Origin of the sequence: Thalassoglobus sp. (assembly GCF_048270125.1) — a bacterium.
Classification (GTDB): Bacteria; Planctomycetota; Planctomycetia; order Planctomycetales; family Planctomycetaceae; genus Thalassoglobus.
The window spans coordinates 107212-133220 of record NZ_JBLWTN010000015.1; the positions used below are offsets into that span (position 1 = coordinate 107212).

Annotated in this window: 18 protein-coding genes; 17 read left to right on the plus strand and 1 reads right to left on the minus strand. The window is 47.6% G+C overall.

Annotated elements, in window-relative coordinates; all coding sequences use genetic code 11:
- Positions 1-127 precede the first annotated feature (127 nt).
- The 15 genes from ACN0YR_RS16390 (at position 128) to ACN0YR_RS16460 (ending at position 22860) form a co-directional block, all read left to right on the plus strand.
- The gene (locus ACN0YR_RS16390; RefSeq protein WP_417850308.1) at positions 128-1024 is read left to right on the plus strand and encodes a hypothetical protein; all 897 of its coding nucleotides are present in this window, start codon (positions 128-130) and stop codon (positions 1022-1024) included.
- Between the two features lie 338 nt (positions 1025-1362).
- Positions 1363-2919 carry a glycosyltransferase gene (locus tag ACN0YR_RS16395; RefSeq protein ID WP_417850309.1) on the plus strand — a complete coding sequence of 519 codons (1557 nt, stop codon included), beginning with the start codon at positions 1363-1365 and terminating at the stop codon, positions 2917-2919.
- Between the two features lie 186 nt (positions 2920-3105).
- Positions 3106-4932 carry an RHS repeat domain-containing protein gene (locus tag ACN0YR_RS16400; RefSeq protein WP_417850311.1) on the plus strand — a complete coding sequence of 609 codons (1827 nt, stop codon included), beginning with the start codon at positions 3106-3108 and terminating at the stop codon, positions 4930-4932.
- Between the two features lie 80 nt (positions 4933-5012).
- Positions 5013-5936: a hypothetical protein gene (locus tag ACN0YR_RS16405; RefSeq protein WP_417850312.1), complete on the plus strand. Its 924-nt coding sequence runs from the start codon at positions 5013-5015 to the stop codon at positions 5934-5936.
- A 234-nt stretch (positions 5937-6170) separates the two neighbouring features.
- Positions 6171-9698, plus strand: coding sequence for a glycosyltransferase (locus ACN0YR_RS16410; RefSeq protein ID WP_417850313.1), 3528 nt, complete (start codon positions 6171-6173; stop codon positions 9696-9698).
- Positions 9699-9804: 106 nt separating this feature from the next.
- Positions 9805-10596 (plus strand): hypothetical protein, encoded by a 792-nt coding sequence (locus tag ACN0YR_RS16415; protein ID WP_417850314.1) that lies wholly within the window; start codon positions 9805-9807, stop codon positions 10594-10596.
- Positions 10597-10613: 17 nt separating this feature from the next.
- Positions 10614-12098 (plus strand): hypothetical protein, encoded by a 1485-nt coding sequence (locus ACN0YR_RS16420; RefSeq protein ID WP_417850315.1) that lies wholly within the window; start codon positions 10614-10616, stop codon positions 12096-12098.
- Positions 12095-12811, plus strand: a complete 717-nt coding sequence (locus tag ACN0YR_RS16425; RefSeq protein ID WP_417850316.1) for a polysaccharide pyruvyl transferase family protein — start codon at positions 12095-12097, stop codon at positions 12809-12811. The genes ACN0YR_RS16420 and ACN0YR_RS16425 overlap by 4 nt, the downstream gene beginning before the upstream one ends.
- A complete protein-coding gene (locus ACN0YR_RS16430) occupies positions 12808-13572 on the plus strand; it encodes a glycosyltransferase family 2 protein (protein ID WP_417850317.1) in 765 nt (254 codons plus the stop codon). Before ACN0YR_RS16425 ends, ACN0YR_RS16430 begins: the two co-directional genes overlap by 4 nt.
- Entirely contained in the window at positions 13569-14108 is a 540-nt protein-coding gene (locus tag ACN0YR_RS16435; RefSeq protein WP_417850318.1) for a sulfotransferase family protein, read from the plus strand. The genes ACN0YR_RS16430 and ACN0YR_RS16435 overlap by 4 nt, the downstream gene beginning before the upstream one ends.
- A gap of 458 nt (positions 14109-14566) precedes the next feature.
- A complete protein-coding gene (locus ACN0YR_RS16440; protein ID WP_417850319.1) occupies positions 14567-17809 on the plus strand; it encodes a hypothetical protein in 3243 nt (1080 codons plus the stop codon).
- A gap of 64 nt (positions 17810-17873) precedes the next feature.
- On the plus strand, positions 17874-19745 hold the full coding sequence (locus ACN0YR_RS16445; RefSeq protein ID WP_417850320.1) for an RHS repeat domain-containing protein: 1872 nt from the start codon (positions 17874-17876) through the stop codon (positions 19743-19745).
- Between the two features lie 6 nt (positions 19746-19751).
- Positions 19752-20222 (plus strand): hypothetical protein, encoded by a 471-nt coding sequence (locus ACN0YR_RS16450; RefSeq protein WP_417850321.1) that lies wholly within the window; start codon positions 19752-19754, stop codon positions 20220-20222.
- 52 nt (positions 20223-20274) lie between these two features.
- Positions 20275-21402: a glycosyltransferase family protein gene (locus ACN0YR_RS16455; RefSeq protein ID WP_417850322.1), complete on the plus strand. Its 1128-nt coding sequence runs from the start codon at positions 20275-20277 to the stop codon at positions 21400-21402.
- Positions 21403-22269: 867 nt separating this feature from the next.
- Positions 22270-22860 carry a hypothetical protein gene (locus ACN0YR_RS16460; protein WP_417850323.1) on the plus strand — a complete coding sequence of 197 codons (591 nt, stop codon included), beginning with the start codon at positions 22270-22272 and terminating at the stop codon, positions 22858-22860.
- Between the two features lie 195 nt (positions 22861-23055).
- Here the strand turns inward: ACN0YR_RS16460 and ACN0YR_RS16465 are convergent, their stop codons facing one another.
- Complete coding sequence (locus ACN0YR_RS16465) at positions 23056-23304, minus strand: integrase core domain-containing protein (protein WP_417850324.1); 249 nt, start codon at positions 23302-23304, stop codon at positions 23056-23058.
- Between the two features lie 17 nt (positions 23305-23321).
- Here ACN0YR_RS16465 and ACN0YR_RS16470 point away from each other — a divergent pair.
- A protein-coding gene (locus tag ACN0YR_RS16470; protein ID WP_417850325.1) for an IS3 family transposase occupies positions 23322-24421 on the plus strand; the annotation gives its coding sequence in 2 pieces (ribosomal slippage) (positions 23322-23574 and positions 23574-24421; 1101 coding nt in all).
- Positions 24422-25248: 827 nt separating this feature from the next.
- A complete protein-coding gene (tnpA, locus tag ACN0YR_RS16475; protein ID WP_417850326.1) occupies positions 25249-25686 on the plus strand; it encodes an IS200/IS605 family transposase in 438 nt (145 codons plus the stop codon).
- Positions 25687-26009: the final 323 nt, after the last annotated feature.

Consider the following 26009-nt stretch of genomic DNA (forward strand, 5'->3'; position numbering starts at 1 on the left):
CGTTGGCACGATTTGACTGTATCCCAAAACAAAGTCGTGCGCAACCTATTTCAAGAAATGTTTACAGATCCCCTACAATGGGGCACGTCTGTTGAATTTGACTGGCATTTTGATGAAGGGGCCTTTGATGATTGAGAACCGACCCAAAATCGCAATTGGTCCTGAATCACCAGGATTTGGCTCTTGGGAGTGGGTGGGACAGGATTTGGTCGATGAACTCGAAATGGAAACCGTTGAGACCTTTCGCGATGTTGTTCCTAGCTGTGATATTGCGGTCTTTATCAAGTTCAAGCCGCCTTATGAACAACTCTGTCATCTCCGAGAGCGTTGTCACCTTGTTTACTGTCCGGTGGATATCTATGGAAGTGCTGCGGAGATCGATCTGGATTCAGATTCACTCAGTGTGTTTGACTGTCTCATCACACATGCCTCCGCCCTCACCAAGTACTTCTCACCTTATGCCCGTGTCGAACTCGTTGATCATCATGTGAAGTATGTGGCTCCGTTGCCTACGAAACAAAAAACTTCTGGACCTGTTCTCTGGACAGGAAATGCTTCCAATCTGACACCACTCGTACAATGGAGTCGCCAGAATCGCCTTCCGGAAGAGCTATGGATACTGACGAACCTTCAGCAGGACGCTCTTTCACCAGATCGCTTGGGGTTTAACAGTTACAACAGAGTTCGAAGTGAGAACTGGTCTCCCGAACGTCACCGAGAGTGGGCACAGATCGCACAAGCTGCAATCGACATTAAAGGAAAGGATTTTCGAGCACGTCACAAGCCTCCAACCAAAGCCTATGATTTCATTGCTTCTGGTCTTCCTCTGGCGATGAATGCGGAGAGTCGCCCCATAGTCGATGTTGCGCAGCATGGCCTGCAACTTGTGGAACCCACCGATATTGAACAATGGTTCTCGAAGGAGTATTGGGAAGCAACGCAACTGTTAGGACAAAAGTTGAATCGTGAACTCTCACGTTCAAAGGTTGCTCAAAAGTTATTGAGAATCCTCTATACCCTCTAACGTCCCTGAATTTCTGAGGAGAACGCTTCGCTGCAAGTTGGGATCTACTGACGTGTGTTTTACCAGTGAAAAGACTCGCAATCGTGTGATATCCCCTCAAAAGGCGGGGCGACATCGAAAGCTCACAGCAATTCTCCTGAGAAAAAATCTGAAAATAAATTCTCGAAGTGTAGCACTCTCTGGCTCCGCAATAATCATGCAATAAAAGTTCATTGACAGATCATTAATTCGATAATGCTAATCAAAAAAACAATACAACAACAGATGTTTATGATTGCAGTTCCGAAAATATTTCGTATTGTCTTTGGAGTCCATTTCATCAAACGAGGCCATGACAGATGCTTGCATCGTCACAACTTGAAATGGCAACCCAGCAGGCCTGTGCCGGGTTGCTCCTTGATGCTCAGCATGAGTTTCAAGAGTTGTTAAAAAAGACGCAGACTCCTTCCAGTCTGTTGCTCAATAATCTTGCCGTTGTGGAAGCCTCGCTAGGCAATTTCGAATCTGCACAACACCTTCTTGCCCAGGCTGCTGAACTCGATCCTCAAAGTACCTCTGTGACAGAGAATCGCTGTTATTTAGAACGTTATTCTTCGAATGTAGAGGAGGGATCGTTCTCAGGGCAAACCACAATAACAAGTGAAGACCAACGACGACGCATCGCGATTGTCAGTCTGCTGTTTAACTGGCCTTCCACAGGTGGTGGCACTGTTCATACCAAAGAGCTGGCAGACTTTCTGCAACACGAAGGTTACGAAGTTCGCCATTTTTATGCTGTGAACGAGCAATGGAGCGTTGGAAACGTTCGCGATGACTTACCGTATCCTTCTACTCCGATTCCGTTCTCTGAGCAGGATTGGAATGCCGACAGCATCCGTAAACGATTCCACGATGAGGTCACGAACTTTTCTCCAGATGCGGTGATTGTCACCGATAGTTGGAACACAAAACCTCTGCTTTGTGAAGCGGTTGCAGACTTTCCGTATTTCATTCGCATTGCAGCACTTGAGTCACTCTGTCCATTGAACAACGTGCGTCTTCTGGTGGATGATCAAAATCAACCACAGCAGTGTGCTTTGAATCAACTCGCTGAACCGACAACCTGCCGCAACTGTGTGATTCAGAATCAACATCTCTCTGGTGGCCTGCATCAAGCTGATCGTCAACTGGGGGGCTTTTTTGAAGCGGACTATCCAGAGCGACTTCAACGAGCCTTTGCAATGGCTGAAGGTGTGTTGGCTGTTAACCCGGAGATTGCATCGCTCTTTGAACCGCATTGCAAAACGGCTTATGTCATTCCGAGTGGGTTTGATGAACAGCGTTTCCCTGCGGAAGCGGTTTCACATCCGCCACAGCGAGAGAAGAAACGTTTGCTGTTTGCGGGGCTGACGAACGAGCTCATGAAAGGGTTTCATGTCCTGCAACAGGCAGGAGAACTGCTATGGCAACAGCGACAGGACTTTGAAATTGTCGCGACGGCTGATCCTGTTGGTCAGACCAATGAGTTCACAAGGTTCATCGGTTGGCTATCACAGGCAAGCCTGCCAGAAGTGATTCGAGACAGTGATTTTCTGGTCTTCCCGACCATTGCTCAAGAGGCATTGGGACGCACAGCGGTCGAAGCAATGGGGTGTGGACGACCGGTGATTGCCAGTGATATTGGTGGTCTCTCGTGGGTGGTTGAGCATGGAGTTACGGGACTGCTTTGTGAAGCTGGCAATCCACATGATCTCGCAGCGAAGTGTTCACAACTGCTGGATGCTCACTCGTCGCGAATTCAATTCGGAATCAACGGACGGAAGAAGTTCGAACGGGACTTCACCTGGAAACAAATTATCAAGAAACATTATTTGCAGCTATTCGGAACTCCGGTTCGTGAGGCTGCGAGGGTCTGACGGAGAATAAGATTCTGGTAAGAATTCGGCTGAAATCATTTGGCAATGTCATATCAACCGCTGGGCGTTAGCCCACGGTTAAACTGAACCGGACGCTAACGCGTTCCGGCTAATTCAGAAATTTATTGCAGGACGATTTGAAATTCGAAGTATGTAGAATGCACAAAGTGTTTGAGGAGATTGACGATGGGATCAGCGAAGAAAACGATCAGCTACCGTTACGATGCCAATCGGAATCGGACACTGATGATCGATCCTGATGGTGGTCGGACGACATACTCTTACGATGCTCTCAATCGGATCAGCTCGCTGATCAATCCGCAGGGAGAACGAACGACCTACGCCTACGATGCCAAAGGTCGTCGCACGGTCAAGAAACTTGCGAACGGAACGCGTGCTTCATTCACCTACGACGCAGCGAACCGAATCACCACACTCGCCAACCTGAAGAGTGACAACACGGTCATCTCGAAGTTCGATTACAAGTACGATAACGTCGGCAATCGCACGGAAGTCGCAGAAGCCGATGGCAGCCGGGTCACGTGGTCTTATGATGCCACTTATCAACTGACTGCTGAACACCGCACCGGGACTGTTCCGTATCGCAATACGTTCACCTACGACAGCGTGGGTAATCGCCTCGTCAAAAACGAAAGCGGTAGCAGAACCACCTACAGCTACGACGCAGCCAATCAATTAGAAACCAGCTTCGACGCCAGTGGAATCACCACCTACACATTCGACGCCGATGGCAACCAACAACTCGTTCAAGCCCCCAATAACGACCGCACCACTACAACCTGGGACTACGAGAATAAAACAACTCTTGTTGAGCTACCGACCGGTATCCGCAACACCATGTCGTATGAACCAGACGGGTTAAGAGTCAAACTCGAAGAATCAACCGGCACGAAAAAATTCATCTGGGACGATCAAAACTACCTCGCTGAGTCTGATGAGAACAACGACATCAACGTCGTCTACACCAACGAACCAAACTACTACGGCAACTTAGTTTCGCAATACCGAAAATCAGGAGCGGTTTGGGATCCAAGCTACTATCACTATGAAGCACTGGGATCAACCAGACAACTCACTGACAACACTGAAGTTATTACCGACACGTACCTCTACGACGTTTGGGGCAATGTTATCAATTCAAGTGGCTCGAAAGTGAATCCGTTTCAATTCACGGGTGATGTAGGCTATTACTTCGATGTTGATACTGAGAACCAATACATTCGGGCGAGAATTTATCGCCCAAACATCGGACGATGGCTGAGTATTGATCCACTATGGAGACGTTCAAAAAAATCCCCATATGTCAGTTTTGACAATTCAGGAGTTCTGAACACTGATCCATCTGGAAATATCACCGTAACTGGTATTACTCCACCTCACCCTGGTTGCTTTGATAACCAACCCAATATTGGAAAGATTGAATGTGGTGACACTGCATTATACGCCTGGCAGTTTTCGTTAAATGCTGATGCTCCTTGCGATGGATATATTATTCAAAAAGTCACTATAGGTTGTCGTGTGCAGCATTGTAGGCTCATCGAAAATAAACGTGATAAACCTATAGAAAACATTACTTATACTTACTACGAAGCATGGGAAGTTGCTTCTGGCTCGCGAGGTAATGTAGTTGATTGCGCGTCATTTGATGCGGATATGAATTGGTACGGTACAAAAGTTCAAGAAACTGAACTTAGGTTCTATTGTAAAAACAAAGAAAATGCGCCAAACGGAACAGGTGTGACTTCGAGCGAAGGCGGTGATGATGTCGTTGAGACTTGGTATCCAGGAGCAGTAAACCAAGCGAGTTATAAAAGAGTTGCTCCATGTAAGGTGTCATCAGGTCGTCTGCCACGAAAAGCAGGGGATCCTCCCAAGTTTTGGAATAGTAAACCAGTGGAAGTCGCTAAAATAAATCGAGATTTTTCTCTTGGTTTTGTTTGTTGTGATTGTGAACCAAGATTAGCTATCGCAGACGCTTCTCCACGAATTTAGCACCTGAAAGTTCAATCGAATTCTAGTTGACAATTGCAGGCATTTGAACGCCAAATGCATTTAATAAAAGAAGTCTTCTCATGATGAACATACTCAGATTTTTTTTAGTCTGTTCAGCCTGTCATCGAGCAATTGCTTGCGATGCAGTATTGAATTGTAATTCTAAGCAGCCAATTGACGTAGCAGTATCGAACTCATTGAAATCAGTTAAAAATGGCGATGAAATCGACATTGATCTTTTATATCACAACTACCCTGCTAAATCGCTTGAGACTATTTTGATCGAATCCAATATACACCGAGCAGTAATGGCTCAATGGAAAATTGCGATTAGCTCTCAACCAGTTAAGCAAGTCAGTGAACAAAATCTACAATCAATCCCAGGTGAAAAAATCCAACGATTTGTAGGTTTTGTGGAGGGTAGATTGCACATTGACTTGCCTGAATGGTGGGAAGAAACTGCGAATTCTGCTACTTCATCTGGGATAGACCGATCAATCAGCGTAGAAGTAAAAAAGAATCCTAAATGGCGAGCGGACAAGAAATCAGGTCTTATCTTACATCAAAATCTTGAGTCGGCAATTGCATCAAATTTACGTCTAGATGTTTTACTAAAGAATAGTCGCGAACAGTTTCAGCTAGACTTTAGCCAAGAAATACCTACAAAATTCTTGATCGATAATCCCTCAACGTGTGTGAACATTTCAAAGCAAGATGCTTTGTATGTGACCATCCATTCATCAATGGGGAAAAGGTATAAAATTTCAAAACACAATTTACTCGATGGAAAGTTAATGTGGAGCAGCTTTGTCTGGACAATGCCTGCTCCTCCCGGTGGGGGAAGTGGAATTCCTAGCCAAGGTCATTTTTCAGAGATTTTATTTACAGATGAAGTTGTGTATGTAGTGGGAGCGACTCCAGGTGGACAACAAGGAGTAATTTATATTGAAGGTTTCAATAGACTGAATGGTGATCCTCTTATTCGATTTAGTTCAGAATATTAAAGATTATATAACCCAAAAGCTCACTATTGAATCCATTAGTACTTATGCCAATTTTGAATAGGTGAGTCGATTTCAACAATCTAGATGAGCGAATTCATTTAATTCACTTTTTTATGTCCTCAGGGAATAGGATTAGTCGGGACATAAAGAAAGTCTTAGCTCACACGTATTTTAGGATCGCGGTATATGCGGAGATTGAGGTTGAATTTTCTATAAAGTGAAGACCAGACAATAATGAAACGTATCGCAATCATCTTTGATAACCATTTACGACCGGAGACGACGGGGGTGTATGTTCGTCGGGCATTGGGGGAGATGGTTCAGGCTGGAGTGTTGGAGTCGGTGGAGCATCTGTTACCGGCGGAGTTGGATCGTGTTGATCCGGGGCAGTTTGATTTGTTTTTGTATGTGGATGATGGGATTCAGAACAGGATTCGAGAAGACCTGCGACCAGCGGTCTGGTGGGGGATTGATTCGCATTTGGATTTTGAGCGTTGCCTCAAAATGGCTTCGTTGTGTGATGTTTCCTTTACTGCTCAACGGGATGGTGCTGAGAGGCTCCACTCAGCTGGTGTTCAGAACGTCTCGTGGTTGCCATTGGCCTGTGATCCAAAGATTCATGGTCGAATTGACGTTCCTCATCAATACGACATTGCATTCGTGGGACACGACTTCCCGGGGGAACGTCACCAGTTGTTGCAGGAAATTCAACAGCGGTATCCGAGCTCGTTCCTGGGGCAGCAGCATTATCTTAAAATGGCTGGGACCTACTCCGCTGCCAAAGTCGTTTTCAATCGGTCTCTCCGGAATGATATCAACATGCGAGTGTTCGAAGGACTTTGCAGTGGTGCATTGCTGATCACAAACAATCTCGCTGAGAATGGTCAGCAGGAACTGATTCAGGAAGGAATCCACTACGCAAGCTATCAGGATGCTGAGGAACTCTTTGACAAACTGAATTACTACTTGAACCACGATGAGATTCGTGAGCGAATTGCCCATACTGGCAGGCAGCATGTCTTGCAGCACCACACGTATCGTCATCGCGTCGAAACGTTACTTGAAAGCGTACAGAAACAACTGACTGCTGCACCAACATCAGTCCCCGTCAATCGCCCCGTTGCACAATCGAGCCTTCCCAAGAAAGAAGAGTTCTATTTCGAATTTGACCGTCCGGATGTGCAGGCACTGGTTCCCACCTCAGCAGAGCGAATCCTCGATGTCGGTTGCGGTGGAGGACGATTGGGAGAGTCTCTCAAGCAGCGGCAACGCTGTGAAGTCATTGGCATCGAGCGTGATCCAGCCGCAGCTCAGAGAGCAGGACAGCGTCTGGATCAGGTTGTTCAGGGGGACATGACAACCGATGAGATTGAGTTTCCGGAAAACAGTTTTGATTGCATCATCTGTGCGGATGTCTTGGAACATATGCGGAATCCGGAAGCAGTCCTCAGAAAGCTCCGCACCTGGCTGAAACCTGACTGTCACCTTGTGACCTCTCTTCCGAATGTCCGCAACCATACTGTTGTCCGTTCGTTACTGGCTGGGAACTGGACGTATGAGCCAGCCGGGCTACTCGATGAAGATCATGTCCGGTTCTTTACCAGGAGAGAGATTCAGAAGCTGTTGTTCCGCACAGGCTTCAAGGTCGATGAAATGCGAGCGGTTGGTGGTGATGGCTATCAGCAATGGGTTGAACAAGGTCGTTCGCTGCAACTCTCTATTGGACCGTTTCAGTTGTGCGCCAGTTCCGTGGAAGAAGCGGAAGAGTTCTTTGCCTATCAATATCTCACGCGTTCTGTCCCACAAAGTCGTGACTCCCCTTCTCTCACATCGATTGTCATCGTCACGCACAACCAGATTTCGTACACCAAAGAATGCCTGGAGAGCATTCGGATGCGGACGAATGTCCCGTTTGAGTTGATTGTGGTTGACAATGGCTCCACCGATCAAACTGTTGAGTACCTGAGAGGATGTGCTGATGTGCGGTTGATCGAGAATACTGAGAATCGAGGATTTCCGGCGGCTGCCAATCAGGGGATTGCAGTCGCATCGGGAGACCAGATACTTCTCTTGAACAATGACACACTTGTCACGACAGGTTGGTTGACGCGGATGCTTGATGCACTCCATTCGAGTGACGCAGTTGGCCTTGTGGGTCCACTCTCGAACAACATCAGCGGACAGCAGCAGATCGAAGTCAGCTATGACGACCTGGCACAATTGGATGGGTTTGCGTGGGATCTGAGTCAACGACAGAGAAACGTCCGTATTCCGACAGATCGTCTGGTAGGGTTTTGTTTCTTATTCAAACGCGAAGTTCTCGATAGCATCGGCCTCCTGGATGAACAGTTTGGGGTTGGGAACTTTGAAGATGATGATTTCTGCCGCCGTGCTGCAGACGCAGGTTACAAATGCCTGATCGCGACAGATTCCTTCGTCCATCACTTCGGCAGCGTGACATTCAAAGCGAGTGGTGTTGATTTTGGGAGTCTGTTACGCACAAACCAGGAAAAATATGATCAAAAATGGGGACCCCAACAGCCTCACCAACCTCCCCGAAGAATTGGAGTGAATCAACCTTCGATTCGCCGTTCTCAACGTCCAAAGTTTCTGTGTGAGGAGACAGAAGAGGGCGCTTTAGTGCTCCATGAGAATCGGGTTGTTCTTTCAGCCTGCCTGATCGTGCGGGATAATGAAAGCACGATTCGACCGTGTCTCGAAACACTCGCGCCCTGGGTGGACGAAGTGGTTGTCGTCGATACTGGCTCCACGGACCGGACACCGGACATCTGCGAAGAGCTGGGAGCCAGAGTTTATCACTGGCCATGGTGTGATGACTTTGCAGCAGCGCGGAATGAGTCGTTGAAGTATGCACGCGGAGAATGGATCTTCTGGATGGACTCGGACGACACGCTTCCCAAAGAGTGCGGACAGCATCTTCAAGAACTGGCACTGGGAGCACACAAGGACAACACGCTCGGTTACGTATTGCAGGTCCACTGCCCTGGACAGGAGCCAACCGATGTGACTGTTGTCGACCACATCAAACTGTTCCGCAACCGTCCCGATCTCAACTTCGAATTCCGCATTCATGAGCAAATCCTGCCATCAATTCGCCGTGCTGGTGGCGAAGTCGAATTCACCGATATTCACGTGATTCATTCCGGAGCCACCAAAGACGCCGCCGGTCGTGCCAGAAAGCTGGAAAGAGACTTCCGGTTGCTCCACCTTGAAAACCAGGAACGCCCCAACCACCCGTTCACCCTCTTCAATTTGGGAATGACCCACGCCGACTGCGGCCAACATGAAGAAGCGATTCAGGCACTGAACCACTGCATCCAAGTCTCAGGCAACGGAGAATCTCACTTAAGAAAAGCCTATGCACTTCTGGTAAGCAGTCAGACACAATCCAATCAGCAACAGCAAGCCCTTCAAACATGTTCATCCGCTCTCAATCTGTTCCCCGGAGACAAAGAACTCCTCTTCCGACGAGCGATGCTCGAACACCAAACAGGCCAACTGAACGCCGCAGTTGAGACATATAACCAGATCCTCAAAGAACCAACAGGCCGCCATTTCACCAGTATCGATACCGGAATCTCCAGCCACAAAGCAAGACATAATTTGGCGATTGTTTACGAAGACATGAATCGTTTTGATGACGCCTTATTTCAATGGAATCAAATCATTCGGGGAAGACCTGATTATGATCCGGCAGTGAAGGCAATTCGAAGGCTTGAGGAACACACCCTTCTGAGTTAAGGCTTCTCAAGAATAAAGAGTTCATCCTGTAGAACACAACTTTTTCAATGATCAGTTAGGCAAGTGAATTATTTTCACATTTATAAATTTGAGAAGGAGTAATTACATGGCAAATTCAAATCCCGCTTGCCGAGCACCATCATGCGGAGACTGGTGCTTGAGCCATGGGCATTCGCTCCCATCATGTGATCTACCTCCGTATGCAACCCATTATACTTTTGGACCATTCGGGACGCCTCCTTCAGGAGCTTGCTATCCAGATGCTCCTATGATTGCTCTCGACTCTGCGACTTGTAAGTGGGTAGAAGGGGATATTGTCTTCGACCTTGAAAATGGGATTCTCATTTATTCATTAGGAGATTATCCAGAATACACCCTGATTTGGGCGACCGGTCCAGATTTTGATCCTCTTTGTCCTTCTTTCATGGTCTACGACAAGGACCACCCGCTGAACAATCCTCCTCCTGATTGCGATGTCGTTGAAGTCTTGTGCTGCTCACCATCATCAGTCTGTTGCGACAACATCGATCACCGTCCTGAATCAATGCCGAACACTCTCTACGGCACTCTCGATTACTGCTGTGGGACTAACCAGCACTTATTTCATTCATTTGAAATGGTCTGGAACGAATCGACTGGAAAATGGGAGAGTGAATCATTTTCGCTGTGCAACGCAACTATTGAGGTCAGTATTTGGTGTGCTTGTGGCACACTAGAAGGTTGTACAGGCGGGGCAGTCCCCTGTTACCCAGTTACTTTTTTGGTGGACAATTTTAGTGTCACCACCAACCAGGATCTTGAGTGTAGTTGTTACCCCTTCCAGACAACGTACGACGTTAATTGGTATCCATGCTCAGTAGATTATTTGCAGTCTGTCACATTAACGGTCACCGAGTAGTCAGGATAGGAAAAATCATGAATGATGACGATGAGGAAGTCAATAACAACAAAAATTTTCTTGTTGGTCGTATGTTACAAATCGCATCGGGTGAATCAAATTTGCCCATTACGACAGTCCTCCAATATCGCAATCTTTGGGAGAATCAAGGTTACGTACTTCCCCCATTGGATGTCGAAAATGAGATACATGTTCAGTCACTTCACTCTTTTCGGAAATCATCACCTCGGAGACAACATCACGTTCGATCTACAAATGGATATGGACCTGGGTCTCAGTTGTTAAAGCTTTATTCGAATGCAGGTGTTCCACACTGTCAGTCCTGTTTTTCACTAGCTGCAAAAATGGATGCATGGGGAGTACAAGAATGCAAAGAACGTATCGACGAGATCGTTAATGACATTCTACCACGAGCGAAAAGCTGGTTAGTAAACAATAAACCGTGGGTTCAGAAACTACTTGCCGGAGTGGGAGTTGAGGAGAGTGCACTCCGTGTGAGGCTCAGAAGAGATGTCACCAGAGCAATTGAGAATGCAGCACTCGCAACTCCCAAAGCCGTGGAGGGATTGCAGAAAGGACGAACAGGATTTCGACCAAAAGATTGGGCGGTCGCTTTTAACCCCGGAGTAACGCTGCCTCAATTTATTACAAATGAACAATTTGCATCTGACACGTTGAAATTGGTGTCAATGCTTCCTCCGAACATCACTGCAGTCGCGGGAGTTGCTCGTTCGGGATTACACCCCGCAACAATGATTTCAATGATGTTGCATGTTCCGTTAATAGTCATTCGTCACCATCAAGCAGACTGGCTTCCAGCTGGAAATGGATGGAGACTCAATGAAGGTCGTCCGGTACAGGATGGAATCACTCTCGTTGTTGATGATACGACGATGACGGGGAATAGTCTGCAACGTACAAAGCATGTAATTACTGATATGCCGGGACCAAAAATGTACGCCGCGATATATGTCAATCCAGCTGCAAAAGCAAAACCGGATTTGTGGGCAGTTGATCTCCCATGGCCCCACTTATTGCAGTGGAATCTTTTCAATTCTGTAATGATGGATTCCTGCGCATTCGATTTTGATGGAGTTCTCTGCCACGACTGTCCAAGCTCCGATGACGACGATGGTCCTCGTTACGATGAATTTTTACGCAATGCAACACCTCGACATCTCATTCGTAAACGGAAAATTCAACTTATTGTTACAGCTCGCCTTGAAAAGTACCGCGAGCAAACCATGGACTGGCTCGACCGCTGGGGAATTGCAGTGGATCAATTGGTAATGGGACCATGGAAGAGCCTCCAAGAGCGCAGATTGGATGACGTAGCGGCATTTAAAGCGAATGCTCTGAAAAAATGGTTCGCGACGGATGCGAAAATTCGCCCCAAAATCTTTATTGAAAGTGATCCACGGCAGGCACAGCGGATCGCGAATTTAACTGGTGGTCTCGTTGCATGCCCGAACGGACAGTGTTTTCGAGGAGGGGAGTCATGAGGCTACTTTCACAAGAGCACTTTTCCGTTATTTTTGAACCGCTACGGGGGAAACGAGTTTCTTTGATTGACGGGAGAGGAAATGCCGGAGACGAAATCATTCATGCTGCAACCCGGCAACTCCTTCGGGAATTCGAAGTTGAGTGGAGGACTGTCAACCCTTTTTGGGATCCGATCGATACAGAGGTTATTCTAATTTATGGCGGAGGGAGCATGGGGGGGCCTTGGCCACACGCAAATGCGTTGAGAATTGCTGCCCTGAATACAGGAATCCCCTGCGTTGTTTTGCCTCAATCGTTCATCAAGCCCGAGGAAATGCCCTATAAAAAAGTTTTCGTGCGTGAACGAGCCAGTCTATCATATTGTCCGACTGGTATCTTAGCTCCCGACCTCGCATTGGGATATGAATTCCCAGAAGTGCAGCCAGCTGAACATGAGCGAGGAGTCTTTCTGCGTATGTGGCACAGTGCATTTCCTGCACTCCCAAAGGTTGACCCATGTGTCCATTGCCACACAGCTGGGCAGTATATTCACTTCGCAGCTAAATACAATCACATTATCACAGATCGTTTGCATCTGGCGATTACGATGCTGGGGATTGGTCGGAGGGTGACCCTCTTACCATCTGATTACCACAAGAACAGATCGATGTGGGAGACGTGGCTTAAAAAACTTGGTTGCGAATGGGCAAACCGTCCGGAGCATGCAGCATGAAGACATATCAGATTCTGATAAAAAGTTTTCGCCGTTTTGATGCACTTGAAAGGTGTGTGGATTCAATTGTGCAGTATTACCCCGACGCATCCATCGTGATCGCAGACGATTCATTTGAATTGATTCCTGGGAGAATACCAAGAACTGTTCAACGTCTTCAGGGGATGAGGCAAGTCCAGTGGGTTCAGATGCCATTCGATTCTGGGTTGTCAGCGGGCAGAAATCGAATGGTTGAATTAGCTGACTCAGAGAGGCTCATTCTTTTTGACGATGATTTCGTAGTGAATGAAGAGACTCAGTTGGAAAACCTTTTAAAGCTCCTAGATGTTTCAGATTTAGCTGCAGGAGTCCTTAGAGACAGGGGGAAACTCTTGGGAGTTCCAGGAGTCTTTTCGATCTGTGATGGTGAACTCACGATAACTTCTACAAACAGTCAATGGAGTGAGTACGAGGGGATTTCCTATCGGAAAACAGATATGGCATTGAATTTTTTTGCAGCTCGCAAGTGCACACTTTTGAAACATCCGTGGGACACACGTTTCAAAATCACAGGGGAGCATCTGGATTTTTTTCTCTCCCTTTGGAAAGCTGGGATTCGTGTTGTCACCACACCTGACTCTATCATTAAACATGAACGCTCTCACTCAGCTGACTATTTGAAATACCGCTGTCGACAAGCCGCCTTCCGACCACTTGTTGCCCAAAAATGGGGGTTAAAACGCCTCCCAATATACTCTCCTTACATAGAGGAATTGACATGATTCCACCTCAGGTTTGGGTGATCGGATTCCCACGTTGTGGAACCGTCAGCCTATGTGATGCACTGACAATTTTAGGTTGGACGCCACTTCATAATCCCAGGCATTGGGACATGCTCGAGGGTTACAATGCAGCAGCAGATGTCTTTATCACGGCACATTGGAGGGAACTCTTCGAGATGTTCCCGGATGATAAATTCATTTTGAATACACGCGATTTGGAGAGCTGGTTGCAAAGCCTGCAGAGGATCCCAGGATTTTGGAAATCACGACTCCTCTACGATCGGTATCACCGCCTGAAGGTCTATGGGACAGAGGACGTCTCCGATCATCAAACGTTAACGAGCATTTGGGAAGAACATCATCGGGAAGTTTCAGCAACGATTCCATCTGACCAGCTGTTGAAACTTTCTCTCCCTTTCAGCTGGAAGCCACTATGCGAATTCCTGCAGGTTCCAACACCCGATCAACCATTTCCCTGGAAAAACAAAAAAACGCATTCTGATGCTGTCATTCGTCGAGTTACGCAACAAATGTAGCTGGCGTCAGACTGCTCAAGTCGCGCACGATAGTTGGCTTCGTCAAATTGAGGCAGGTGCAGCGGCTGAGTGTACACGACATTTTAAACGAGAAAGTTCCCCGAGGATCTCGGAGACATCCGACAGAACCTCAAATTGAAAATGAACCTCAAACTGAATCCGTCAGGAGACAGTCACAGAGACCGCATCCTTTGAAAGGAGTACTGCGAATGTCACAAACGCAAACTAATGCACGATATTGTGATTGCCAGACCCCGCCTCCCTACGCGAACTCAGGGGCTGGAAATTCAGCACTGACAATTCTCCCTGATCCGTCTTCTTGTGGTTGCGACGACTGTGGTACGTCCGGACAACAGGAACCCTTGATCTCACCGGACTGTCCACCACCAGGCTGTGGTTGTCCAAGTGGCTCGGCTGCAGGGGGAGGGGGTTCGGGAGGGCCTGCTCCGGTTTTGAACATGGCACCGTCCGACTTTCTGCAACTTCAGTCAAACGTTCAGAGCATCATTCAACCGACACTCTCACAATCAACCGGTCATGGGATGGAGATCAATCCTTCGACTGGAAATTTGAGTCTGGAGTTCTCTGTTCCACAACCAATCTTTTCGTTGGTCTCTCCAAAGTTTGTTTACAATTCGGTCGCGTCCAATCAGGCAATTCAATACGGCAGCGGGATTGCAGATCTCTATAACCCTACGATTGATGTTGTAGATGCCTCGACAGTGTTGTTAGTGAATGGTCGCGGTAACCCTTACCTTTACAGCGATGTTGATGGAAGCGGACTGTATGCTGCTCCTCCAGGAGCTGCAAATTCGCTCGTTGAACAGTACGGAGGTGGCTGGACGGAAATCCAACCGGATGGCCTGCAACGAGAGTACGACGAGTTAGGAGACCTGCGACAACTTGTCAGTCCCGCAGGAGATGTCTGGACATTGACTCACGATGGTGACGTCATCGAATCAATCACCGATCCGTTCGGAAATCGTCTCACCTACCTGTACGATTACCCCTATGGAGTTGGAGAAACATTGAAAGCCATTGTGGATCCTCTACAGCGGCGGACGACGTTCACCATTGATGGAAACGACAACTTAACCGGTGTTCTCTATCCCGATTTAAGCCGACTCACAATGGCCTATGACAGTAACCATTGCTTGACGACTCGCATTGATCAGGAGGGGCATCGCACATCAGTGACCTATGACAGCTTGCGTCGAGTGACCTCTGTCACGCTCCCCACAGGTGCACGAACCACTTATTCCTATGGAGACCAAAACACACAGCTTCACCCAACCGGTGGCCGTTCTACCATTCTTTTCGACGAAGCTGACAACGTGCAGGGTGTTGTGAATCCGCTCGGTGACCGGACCACCTGGATCTGGGACTTCGGACAAGTGTCCGCTGTCGTAAATGCCAGTGGAAATCGAACATCGTTCACATACAGTACGCTTCCCAATCGAACCGTTGATCTTGAGTCCGTCACAAATCCGCTGAGTGAACGCACAACTATTCTGTACGATAGTAATTCGCAGTTGAGTGCTTTTGTCACGCCTGATGGTGGGCGAAGAACATACCTCTGGGATGGTCAGCAGAATCGGATTGCGTTCATTGATCCACTCAATCAAAGGTCCACGTCAACCTATGATGCCTACGGCCAACTGACGGCGAACGTTGATCCTTTGGGAAATCGTTTTTCGAATATTTATGACGGAAACGGTCTGCTGCTGGCGTCAGAAACAGCACTGGGCGAGAGAACATCCTATCTGTACGACACCTATCAGCGGTTGCGAACTCTGGTGAATCCTCTGAATCAACGCACAACATATCAGCTCGACATTCTCGGGCGAGTTGACTCAATCACAAATCCAATCGGAGCACGGACAACCTACATCCGTGACGACGAAGGTGAGGTCATTGCGACAATCAACCCGCTGGGCAATCGGACCACTTTGGTTCACGACAGCGCAGGCCAGCTTTCGGCACAGATCAACCCTCTGGGAGCACGTACCAGTTTCGCGTACGATCTCTCGGGAAACCGAATTCGTTCTGTCAATCCGCTTGGTGATATCACCACCACGGTCTATAACTCCAATCAGCAAACCATCGCACAGGTCGATCCACTCGGTCGACGTACTTCCCTGAGTTATAACGCTGCGGGGCTCCGGGTTTCCAGTACCGATCCTGCAGGCAATATCACCACAACCGTATACGACGCTGCGGGACGTCCCATTGGAACAGAGAATCCGTTCGGAGAGCGTACGACTTACACGTACAGCGTGACCGGCAATCGCGTCAACACGATCAATCCGTTGGAAGATGTCACCACCACGACCTACGATGCCAACAATCGACCTGTGGCCCACATTAACCCACTGAACAATCGCACGACCACCGTCTACGATGCCGCCGGGAATACCATCGCATCCATCAACCCTCTGGGGGCACGCACAACGAGCGTCTACAACGCCAATCGCCAGCAGGTTGCGCAGATCAACGCGTTAGGAAATCGGACGACCACACTCTACAACGCTGCCGGTCAACATATCAGTTCGGTCACCCCACTCGGTAACCGCTCCACTACACTTTACGATGCAGCCAGCCACCCCATCGCTCAAATCAACGCCCTCGGCAACCGCTCCACAACACTGTACGATACTGCAAGCCAGGCAATCGCTTCGATCAATCCACTGGGGTATCGTTCGACCACCATTTACGACGATGCCGGTCGCTCCATCGCACAGATCAATCCGCTTGGTGATCGCTCAACATCAATCTACAACGCAGCAAGTCAACCCGTTGCCTCAATCGATCCTCTCGGCAATCGTTCCACCACAATCTACAACACAGCCGGTCAACCTGTCGCCAACATCAATGCACGCGGTTACCGCAGTACAACGATCTACGATTCAGCGGGAAGAAATCTGGCTCAGGTGAATGCTGTGGGTGATCGCACAACCTCGGTTTATGACAAAAATCGAGTCGTCGCGAACATCGATGCTCGCAATAACCGAACAACCAGTGTTTGTGACGATGCAGGACGGACGATTGCATCAATCAATGCCCTTGGTGAACGCTACACATCGATCTACAACGCAGCCAGTCAAACTATTGCTTCTGTTGATCCGCTGAATGATCGTACCACCAATGTCTATGACACTGCTGGGCAATCGATTGCGAATATCGACTCACTTGGTAAGCGAACAACCTCGATGTATGACGATCTGGGACAACTCAAGGCGACACTCGACGCCGATGGGAATCGCACCACTTCAGTCTACGATGCCGATCAGCGTATGGTCTCTGAAATCAATTCGCTAGGAAACCGAACAACAACTGTCTACAACGAAGCTGGTCAAACGGCTGCTCTTGTCGATTCGAAAGCAAATCGCTACTCGTTCACTTATGACTCCAATGGACAGCAAACTCAGCAGATCGATCCACTGAACCGTCGCACAACATCAGCTTATGACGCTGCTGGACGACAATCGCTGCGAATTGATGCTCGCGGCAATCGCACGACTTACAGCTACGATGCGAACAGTCAGCTGATAGATCGACGTTATCCTGATGGCTCACGAGCGACATTTGCTTATGACGCTGTTGGCAATCGAACACTCAAGGATATTACTGCTGTTACGGTCACTGTCGTTTACGACGAACTGAATACCTCGGAATCAGTTTCCACCGAATTCAAGGTTTAATTTACGAAATTTATTTTGGATCACGATTCTCACCATTTACAATTATTGTTGAAGGAGTTCAGAGATGGGATCAGCGAAGAAAACGATCAGCTACCGCTACGATGCTAATCGGAATCGGACACTGATGATCGATCCTGATGGTGGTCGGACGACATACTCTTACGATGCCCTCAATCGGATCACTTCGCTGATCAATCCTCAGGGAGAGCGAACGACCTACGCCTACGATGCCAAAGGTCGTCGCACGGTCAAGAAACTTGCCAACGGCGCACGTGCTTCATTCACCTACGATGCAGCGAACAGAATCACCACACTTGCGAATTTGAAGAGTGACAACACGGTCATCTCGAAGTTTGATTACAAGTACGACAATGTTGGTAACCGTACCGAAGTCGCAGAAGCCGATGGCAGTCGGGTCACATGGTCTTATGATGCCACTTATCAACTGACCGCAGAACACCGTACGGGGACAGTTCCGTATCGTAACACGTTCACCTATGACAGCGTGGGCAACCGTCTCCTCAAAAACGAAACCGGAGTCCGAACCACCTACAGCTACGACGCAGCGAATCAATTAGAAACCAGCATTGACGCCAGCGGAACCACCACCTACACATTCGACGCCGATGGCAACCAACAACTCGTCCAAGCCCCCAACAACGACCGCACCACGACCACCTGGGACTACGAAAACAAGACGACCCTCGTTGAGTTACCCACAGGTATCCGTAACACCATGGCGTATGAACCGGACGGGTTAAGAGTCAAGCTCGAAGAGTCCGCCGGAACCAAGAAATTCATCTGGGACGATCAAAACTACCTCGCTGAATCCGACGAGAATGACGACATCAATGTCGTCTACACCAACGAACCAAACTATTACGGAAATCTGGTCTCTCAATACCGCAAATCAGGAGCAGTCTGGACACCAAGTTACTACCACTATGAAGCACTCGGCTCGACCAGAGAACTTACTGACAATTCAGAAGCTGTCACCGACAATTATATTTACGACGCCTGGGGCTACGTCATCTCATCGAGCGGCACAACCATCATCCCGTTTCAATTTACTGGAAATGTTGGATATCACTTCGATGTTGATACTGAGATTCAATACATCCGAGCCAGAACTTACTTAGCATCTATTGCTAGATGGGGGGCTGTTGATTTGCTCTGGCGAGAGCAATCCACGATTAACCCTTACTTATTCGGAAGTAACTCCCCAGTTATGCAGATTGATCCATCAGGATTCTTGCCTAAAAGTTGTATTCCAGATTGTGGAGCTAAATGTGGTCCAGATGTTGGAAAAAGACTGAGGGCCACCATGGAATTAGCAATTCAAACTTGGTGTAGAACACCACAGTGGAAGAAACTTTTCTGGTGCTCTAATCCATCGACATGGCTAAGCTGGGACCTAGGGGCCGAATGTCGAGCACCAGAAGTGCCTGGACATAGTGAATGCGGTGCTTGTCACATTGGAACTTCGCCAAACATTCAGACATGTGTGAAGGTGTATGGTTACAAACATAATGAATGGTCGGTCAATTATATGTTATGGGGAGTAATGTCGAGATTGTGTGGAATGAAGCTAGGAACTGCGTATTTGTTTACATCGCTACATAAGCACGCAAAATATTTAGCTGGTACTTCTGAGTGTGGTCACGAACTTACCGATACGCTGCAAAAATGGATTTATACAGGGTACATGTTTCCAGGATCTGGAGGTGGTCATCAATTGTGTCAAGCGAAAAGGAATCCGATTTCAAGAAATATGCCCAGTTACAATGACCCAATGTTTGATGGTTGCAGCGATTGTCCCTCAGACGATTATCCAGATGATGACAAGCCATGTAGGTTTCGTTGGTTTAATAACAACGATGTAGAGCCATCATCAGGTTCTGAATGGCCGGAAAGAATACTCCTTTACAGTGATTGAAAGCATATGCGAGAAAAATTTGAAACCTTTGTCCATACTAACAGGCTTCCAACGGCAATGGTTACGCTTTTTTTATTTGTAAGTCTAATTCACATGGCAACTTCAGGTTACCGCGCATCAAGCATGAGATTTCACCGCAGAGAGGTTGAGCTTGTTGTTAGAGCCGCAAGAAAAATCGCAAATAAACTAGACAACAACACTTTACCTGCATCACTTGATGGTGAAAAAGTGCGGTTTCTTGGCGACGAAATTTATTGTTCATATACAGATTCATATTTTATTTGGAAAACCAAGAATGAGAATCTTTCTGGAATTCCAGTCGTTAGCCACGCTGGTGAACAGGTAATGTTTTACGCGTGTTCTTCAACTTCTAGCCGTCATGGAAGACGGTGGTTTGTGTTTTCCGATCCTGTCGGTCCAATATTACTTAATGATTCAGAGATTGATTGGGAATTGCAAACACGTCGAAATAATTAGTACATCAAATCATGCGTCTAAAGTTGTTTGGAAACTTCAAAGTTGAATAATAATGGAACGTATTGCTGTCATTTACGACGATCAACCTCGACCGGAAACGACTGGTCTCTATTGCCGACGGGCAATGGGGGAGTTGGTACGCGAAGGGCCGCTGAAATCTGTAGAGCATCTGTTGCCGAGTGAGCTGGAACGTGTTTCTCCAGGTCAGTTTGATTTGTATCTCTATATCGACGATGGAACGCAACAAATATTTCGAGACGACCTGAGACCAGCGGCTTGGTGGGGGATTGATAGTCATCTTGATTTTGAGCGATGTCTGAAAATGTCCTCTCTCTGCGACTTCACCTTCGCAGCTCAGAAAGATGGTGCAGAGCAGTTACAGCAAGAAGGAATGAAAAACGCACAATGGTTGCCATTAGCATGTGATCCACAGATTCATGGTCGGGTTCAAACCAATAAGCAATTCGATGTCGCTTTTGTCGGCCACATCTTTCCTGGTGAACGTCAGGAACTCCTGGAACAGATTGCAGCCCGCTATCCCAACTCATTCATTGGGCAACAGAACTTCCTCAAAATGGCGGAGACGTACTCCGCCTCCCGCGTGGTCTTCAACCGCAGCATTCGCAACGACATCAACATGCGAGTCTTTGAGGGACTTTGTAGTGGCTCGCTCTTACTCACCAATGATCTGTCTGCCAATGGTCCGGCTGAACTGATCCAGGAAGGAGTCCATTACGCCAGCTACAGCGACACAGCAGAACTCTTCGACAAGCTGGTTTATTACCTCAACCATGACGAAGTACGAGAACGAATCGCCGGAGCTGGCAGGCAGCATGTCTTACAGCATCATACGTATCGTCATCGCATGGAAACGTTACTTCGCTCAGTTCAGCAACAACTGACTGCATCACCAACATCAATATCAGTAAACCAACCTGATCCTCAACCACCAATACCCCAGAAAGAAGCGTTCTATTTCGAGTTTGATCGGCCTGATGTGCAGTCACTCGTTCCAATCTCAGCAAAACGTATTCTCGATATCGGCTGTGGCGGGGGACGGATGGGAGAAGCTCTCAAACAGCGTCAGAACTGTGAAGTGATCGGTATTGAGCGTGATCCCATTGCTACCGAACGTGCAGAGGATTTATTCACCGACAATTGGTCGGTGGTTGAGCGTTGAACCACTTGGATTTGTGAACGGAGTTGACTTGTATGTTGCTTATTTTATTCCGAGCAGTAGAGATGCATCAGGATTGAGTCCTGTAGTTTGGCGCCCAACAGGATCGAGACCGCCACGCCCGGCGCCAAAGGATGACGGCTTTATTCCGCCTATTCCAGCTGGTGGAATTCCCAGACCACGTCCGATTCCAATTCCCGATTATCCTCCACCCGATTTCAGTGTGAATCCCAAATTGTACAACTGTGCTGGCCTTGCACTAAGGCAATATATTTTTATAGGCACAGCAGAGCGAACTATAGCTACGATTACTGGAATGGGAGGAGTAGAGGTTGAATGCACAGTTCAATGCAGCCCTTGCCAAGAAAAATGCTGGTTGTGGCAGACTGAACAGGTTGTTTATGAAATTCTCATCGATGCAAGCACAAATCAAATTTCGCGAGGACAGAAGATACGAAGTAAAAGCGGACCGAACTTTCACATTGTCTGCGGGGAAACGGGGATTGATGGGGCGGACCCCACTAGCTGTTGGTCAAAGAATGGACCTGCAAAAATTAATCGATTGCCTAAACCACCATTGGATTGGGCTCCAAAAGATGTCACAAGTGGGATCGGATACTTGAAGGGTGGTTACTACTTCGTAGACGAAAGATTGGTAAAGACCAGTTGCTTCTGCGTGGATATTGAGCCAAGGGAAATTCCGCCGCCTTTCCCAGCTGAAGATTTAGGACCACCTGTGTTTCCGGACATACCTCCTGGGCCAAACCCATTTCCCGTCCCACCAAAACCATTTCCCGTTCCTTGATCATGCAAACTTTGTTGAATAGGACTTGAAGTCTTAGGGCTAACTCTTCTACTGGATCCAATAAAATGAATGACGTTAGAGAAAAACTAGCTGGTCTTTTGGTGTTAATTAGTTCTACGTTCTATTCTCCTTTGTTGGCTGAAGACATGACAGAAGTGGTCGGCAATGGCTCGAGGATTCTAGAAATTTCGAATTTCACACCGCGAGACATTAGAACGCCGATATTAAAAAACGATTCGCACGGTTTTAGATGGATACCACTTCCTGGCATCGAAATATCACAGAAGAAAGAAGAAGTTCTTGCGATCTCAAAGAATTTTTGGTTCTCTCATGGACGCCTATATCGCAAAGGAATTGACGGTGCTTTATATCTGCTTGATATTGAGATCGACAATTCGCAAACTTCAACCATTGTTGCCGCAAGTCTTCCACTAATTAGCTTTCCTAAAAACTTCAAACCAGAAAATTATCGAGGACCGATCATATTTGTTGTAATGTTAGAGTTTGAAAATGAAACCGAGTTTCGGATGGGGGGGTGTTTGGAAGATGGTTCTGACATATATGCTCAGGTCACAACTGTTGTTAAAAGCAAAAAAATAACCGTCCGGCAGTACCTTGACTGCCTCCCCAAGTCCGGCCCTTTTGCAATTAAGTAGTTGACTAAAACTATATATTTCTATTGATCTATTGATAGGTTCAAAATTCAATTGAGACGGTTCGAATTTGGATTGTTCAATTCATCTCGTGTTCCTGTGCCCTGTCTTTGAATTTTTGATCCATGTGTTATGATGGTAGCAGTTGCCCTGGACTTGCCTGCTTTCTTGATCCACTTGTAATGCAAGTTTCCGGGTCTATTCGTTCCTTCTCTTGCGGGGAAGTTTCCCTCTCGACGTCATGTGCGACGCCTGTGCAAGCGCCTCTGGCGTTTCGTTGTTCAGCGCATTGTGCGGTCGATTTTCGTTGTAGTCCCTACGCCAATCATCCACTTTGGACTGTGCGTCTTCAAGACTTAAAAACCAATGCTCATTGAGGTAGTGATCTGCGCCAAAAAACTGTTCCATTCTTAGTGAGAAAATCTCTGTTAGAATCTGGTCGTCCATTTTGAAGAAAGATGACCATGAAGAAGAGTCAATTTACTGATCAGCAGATTGCATTTGCGATCAAGCAGGCGGAGAGTGGAACGCCAGTTGAAGAGGTTTGTCGCAAGCTGGGGATAAGCCAGCAGACGTTCTATCGATGGAAGAAGAAGTTTTCTGGACTCGGCACTGAAGAACTTCGCCAGCTGAAGTCTTTGGAGGAAGAAAACAAGCGTTTGAAGTCATTGGTTGCAGACCTGAGTTTGGACAAGCAGATCTTACAGGATGTCCTTTCAAAAAAGCTCTAAAGCCTGCCCGCCTTCGTGAATGTGTCGAAGGAGCTAAGTTGTGCTATCGAATCAGTGAGCGACGTGCTTGCGTTTTAGTTGGCTTGGCTCGTTCAAGCCATCGATATCAATCAACGAAGGATGAGCAGGTCGCCCTGCGAATGCGATTAAAGGAGTTGGCAGCCATTCGCGTTCACGACGGATATCGGCGACTTCATATTTTGCTTCGCCGAGAAGGTTGGGAGGTGAACGCGAAGCGAGTGTATCGGATCTACCGTGAAGAAATGCTGAGCTTGCGAACCAGGACTCCCAGGCGTCGAGTGAGTTGTCCGACACGGTCTGATCGACCAGAGGCGACTCGCATAAACGACTGCTGGGGGATGGATTTCATGTCTGATGAGCTCTTCGATGGCCGCCGAATTCGCCTGTTAACGATAGTCGATCACTTTACTCGCGAGAGTCTTGCGATCGAGGTTGGTCAGCGGCTAAGAGGCAAGGATGTTGTCTCGGTTTTAGTGCGTCTGGCTTGTGATCGCACGTTGCCAAAAACGATTCGTGTGGACAACGGTCCAGAGTTCACGTCGAAAGTTTTAGATCAATGGGCGTACGCCAATGGTGTGACACTCGACTTCAGTCGTCCCGGAAAACCTACGGATAATGCATTCATTGAGTCTTTCAATGGAAGCATCCGTGCTGAATGCCTCAATGAAAATTGGTTCTTATCTCTTGACGATGCGAAGGAGAAGACAGAAGCTTGGCGAGTTGACTACAACGAGCATCGACCTCACAGCGCTTTGGGAAACCTGGCCCCCAAAGAGTTCGCTTCATCTGGCCAGGCTAGCCTGACCAGATGAAACCATTGATTTTCTCATAAAGAATGGTTCAGAAAAGTGGAGTAGGTCATAAGAGCATTTTCATTCTTAGTCGTAGATCAGTTGATTGGGGGCAGCTCAACATCATTGGAATTTGTGCGTTTCGCATATGCGGGAGAGAGCCCCTAGTTGAAATTCAAAGTGATAATGTTAATTACGAAAAATCGAGCAGGGATTTCGGATCACTCAAGTGAATTTTGTTCGCGAACGAGTTCCACAATCTCTTCTCGAACTTCCAGTTTCAGAGAATTCCAACCGAGAACGACTTCCTGCAAATTGACGTCAGCGAACGTCGCTTGAAGACACTGAATGCCATCCGAATGCAGCACATTTGCAGCATTGAACGCTTGGCATAATTCGCAAAAGCTGTCAGGCTCAGCACTTGAGTTCGAATCAGCAGGAGGTTCGAATCCCCCTCTCTCCGCTTTACAACATGCCTGCATGCCATAAGTAATTGGTATGCAGGCATTTGCTTTTTTCGGGCTGGTCAATTCTCGACGTTTGTGGTGTTTTGTGTCAGGAATGTTCTTCGCTCTCCTTTTTGGTGATGGTCGCTCGAGATGCGTTTTCCCGAAAGGATTTCGTAACTCCGATGATCACTGGGGCGTTTGACTTTTGGACAGGTCGCGGATCACTTTGCAGCGACTTCCCTTACTTGCAAAATCACCTATCCGGCGTCCCATGGTTAAATCCACGTTAATCCTCCGACTCTGCCGGTGAGGATTACAAAGGGTCTGCCAATTCCTGCGTGAGTAAAAGATGATCCTTCATGTGGATGGCCCAGTGCAGGGGGAAATAAGAGGATCGCCATGAAAGATTGGCAAAGTCAGTCGCTCGTGAAGTGGGGCTGTAAGTGTCACGTTGTGGTTGTACCAAAGTCTCGGCAGCGGGTGTTTTTGGGGAAACGTCGAAAGAAGATCGGCGAAATTTTGCGGGAACTGTGTCGACAAAAGGAGATTAGTTTGTTGAAAGGGAATGCTCAGCCAGGCCACATTCACATGTTGTTGAGCGTTCCGTCAAAGTATTCGATTGCGATGACGATCGGGTATTTGAAAGGGGAAAGTGCGATTCGTATTCATCGCGAGTTGGTGAAGACATATGGCACTTTATTTGGGACAAATTTCTGGTCTCGCGGCTATTGTGTGAGCACTGTTGGACTCGATGAAGCGATGATTAGTCGTTCGATTGAGGAGCAGGGGAAACATGAGCGTGATGAGGAACGTGGATTGTTTGACGAGGAAAACTAAACTTTAATTCAACGGCTCTTTTTAGAGGCCTTCTTCAAGCCATGTGTTCTACAGGTGGTTCTGCCTCAGTTTTAATGCTTGCCATGCTTATGAAGGCGGGGTTCATGAATTTTTAAACTGCTCCCACGTGGCAGCACGAAAGGATTCACATTGAATTTTCTCTGGATGTGATGGGTTTGCGTCTTGGTGATGATCAACATCACCACCGGGACCTGTACTGGAGCAAACCTGCTTGCGGCTCAACCGGCAGAATTCATATCGTTGACGATAAGAACCATTTCTATTTCATCGTGGTGCCCACCTGATGCTTTTTCCCTGGAACA